The following is a 2,754-nucleotide window of genomic DNA, read 5'->3' as shown; positions in this document are numbered from 1 at the left end:
AACGACTGCGGGACGTCGCAACGTCCCTCGATGCCCACGAAACCAGGCTTGAGCCGCCTCAGGCAGCGACCTGCTCTTCTTCACGCTTCATCAGCTTCCTGATTTCCTTGAGCGCCTTGTAGAGAGCGCCGCTCGTCACATGGGCGTTCGCGGCATCGATCTGTTCGCGCGAGCCCGGAAGGCTTTCCCGCAGGTCCTTGAGGAAGCCGAGATAGGAAGTCCGGTAGCGCGGAATGTCGTTTTTCAGATACATCATCTGGACGCAGAAATAGAGCCGCTTGACCGGCGTGTTGGCGGTCTCCGCGGTCACGGTGTCCTTCTCGCGAAGGATCGGCGCTTCGCCGTCGATCAGGAAGCAAGTGCGGGTGCCGGAATTGATGATGACGGTTTCGCCGATGACGATACGTTCAAACGGCTTCAGTTCGACTCTTAGCGGCATGACTGTTTCCTTTCAGGATACGGCAACGGCTAGCTGGGTAGTCGCGGCGGGGTTTCCCCCCGCCGCCTTGATCGTTGGTTTCGTCGCCGGATTTAGCGGAGCAGCTGGAGTACGCTCTGCTGCGACTGGTTGGCGAGCGACAGCGCCGACACCGCGATCGACTGACGGGTCGACAGCGCCTGGCTGTTGGCCGCTTCCTCGTTGGTGTCGGCCAGCGTCAGGTTCGATGAGCCGGTCTGCAGCACGTTGATCAGGTTCTTGGAGAAGTCCTGACGGATCTGCACGATCGAGAGGTTCGAACCCAAGGCCGAGCCCTGCGTACGAAGCAGGCTGGTGGCACTGGTCAGGTTGGAGATAACCTTGTTGGTCGCGGCGTTGTCGATGAAGTCGGTGCCGCTGGAGAGGTTGGCGAGGCCGAGACCGGCCGCGTTGAAGTTTACGCCGGTGATATTCAGCGTGGACTTGCCGGTCTCGTTGAAGGTCAGCTTGAGCTGATCGCCTCCGAGCAGGTTGACGCCGTTGAACGAAGCGTCCTGGGCCGTGCTGGTGATCTGAGCCAGGATGTCGTTGTACTGCTTCACCAGGTTGCTGCGAACGGACTGCGCCGCACCGTCGACGACCGGAGCCGACGCGGTGGAGAACGCCAGCGCTGCCGTCACGGTGCCGCCGATCACGCCGCCCGATGCCGTCGACCCGAGGGTCGAGGAGGCGTAGTCGTTGGTTGCCGAGATCGTCAGCTTGCCGGTCGAGTCGATGGTCGCGGTCTGGTTGTTGGCCTGCAGCTTGGTATTGAGCTGATCCAGCGTCTTGACCGTGCCGCCGGCGCCGTCGCCGAAGGTGACGTCGACCGCGGTGCCGCCGTTGAACGACGTGAAGTTCAGCGTCTTGCCGTTGATGCCGCCCGCGCCGGCGGTACGAGACGCCGCGAAGCTGGTGTCGGTGCCGGTGGCGCCGGTGAGGCCCAGCACGGAAAGTGCATTGCCCGTGCCGGTGATGGCGAGATCGGCATTGGTGCCGGTGCTCAGATTGACCACGCCGCTGACATTGACCGACGAAGCGGTCTGGCCGGTTGCGGTGGCAACCGACGCCGCGCCGCTGGCGATGGTGACGGTCCGGACGCCGGTGGCGATATCGATCGCCTTCAGCGTGTCGGTGATCGTCGCCGACTGCAGGAAGACCGTGGAGTTGCCGCTGCCGTCGGTAACGATGTTGCCGCTGACGCCGGAACCGGATGCAACGTTGGCAGCAAGCGGGGTCGGAGCGTTGCGGAAGGTAATGGTCTTGCCGTTGACGTTCAGCGTCGAACCGTCGGCGATCAGATTGCCGGCCGTCGCAGCACTGGTGGTGCGAACCGCAGTCAGGGTGGTGGTGCCCGAACCGAGCGCGGTGGTGAGACCGAAGGCCTTGAGGAAGTCGGCCTTGCCGCTGACGTCGAGATCGCCGCCGGTCGAGGTCCGCAGGCTGACGGCGCCGGCAGTGATCGAGGAGACGGTCTGGCCGGCGTTGGTCGCAGTGGTCGCGACACCGGAAGCGATCGTCGAAGAGCGGACGCCGCTGGCGAGATCGATCGCCCGCAGAACGTCGCCGACCGTCGCGGTCGATGTCGTCGAGCTGGCGCCGATATAGATCAGCGAGTTGCCGTTGCCGTCGGTCGCGACGCTGGCGGCGGCGGCGTCAATGCCGTAACCGGTCGGAGCAGCAGCGGCCAAGGGAGCCGCACCCGCCTTGAAGGTGATGGTCTTGCCGTTGACCGTGAAGCTATCGCCGTCGGCAACAACCGCGGTTCCAAGGCCCGGAGAAGCGCCACCGGTATTGTTGAGCAGGGTCGCAGTGGTGATGGCGGCAGGCACGGTGGCGTTGTTGTTGACCACAGTTCCCGTCAGCGCGCCGGAGAGACCGCCGAGGGTCAGGGCCGCACTCGCTGCAGTCGTGCCGCCGGCAGCGCCGGAGTAGAGCACGTTGCTGAAGGCGGTCGCGCTGGTGAAGGTCGTGGTGCCGCGCAGGTCGAGCGCGGTGGCGCCGGCGACCGTGGCCGAGACGTTGGACTTGGTCGAATAGCCGACCGTGGTCTGCAGCGCCTGGTTGGCGATCGACTTGGCGGTATCGACCAGCTTGGAGAGCGAGGTGATGCCGGTGTTGGCGGCCTGCAGCACCTGCACGCCGTTGCCGATACCGTCGAGCAGGTTGCTGATGTCGCTGGCGCGGCCATCGAGCGACTGGGCGGTGAAGAAGTTGGTGGGGTTGTCGAGCGCGGTATTCACTTTCTTGCCGGTCGAGAGGCGGCTCTGCGTGGTGGCGAGCAGATCGGCGGTCGA

2 protein-coding genes are annotated in these 2,754 nt (G+C 64.8%); both read right to left on the bottom strand.

Features of this window, described 5'->3' with window-relative positions; all coding sequences use genetic code 11:
- Positions 1–58: 58 nt before the first annotated feature.
- Complete coding sequence (gene flbT, locus Q8N40_RS26115) at positions 59–439, bottom strand: flagellar biosynthesis repressor FlbT (RefSeq protein ID WP_305713868.1); 381 nt, start codon at positions 437–439, stop codon at positions 59–61.
- A gap of 92 nt (positions 440–531) precedes the next feature.
- Positions 532–2,754 (bottom strand): DUF1522 domain-containing protein (locus Q8N40_RS26110; protein WP_305713867.1); only part of this gene is annotated, 2,223 nt, incomplete at its 5' end.

Source organism: Bradyrhizobium sp., assembly GCF_030693485.1.
In the GTDB taxonomy this organism is placed as follows: domain Bacteria; phylum Pseudomonadota; class Alphaproteobacteria; order Rhizobiales; family Xanthobacteraceae; genus Bradyrhizobium.
The sequence above is the reverse complement of the archived record's forward strand: the minus strand, read 5'-3'. Positions and strand labels throughout refer to the sequence as shown.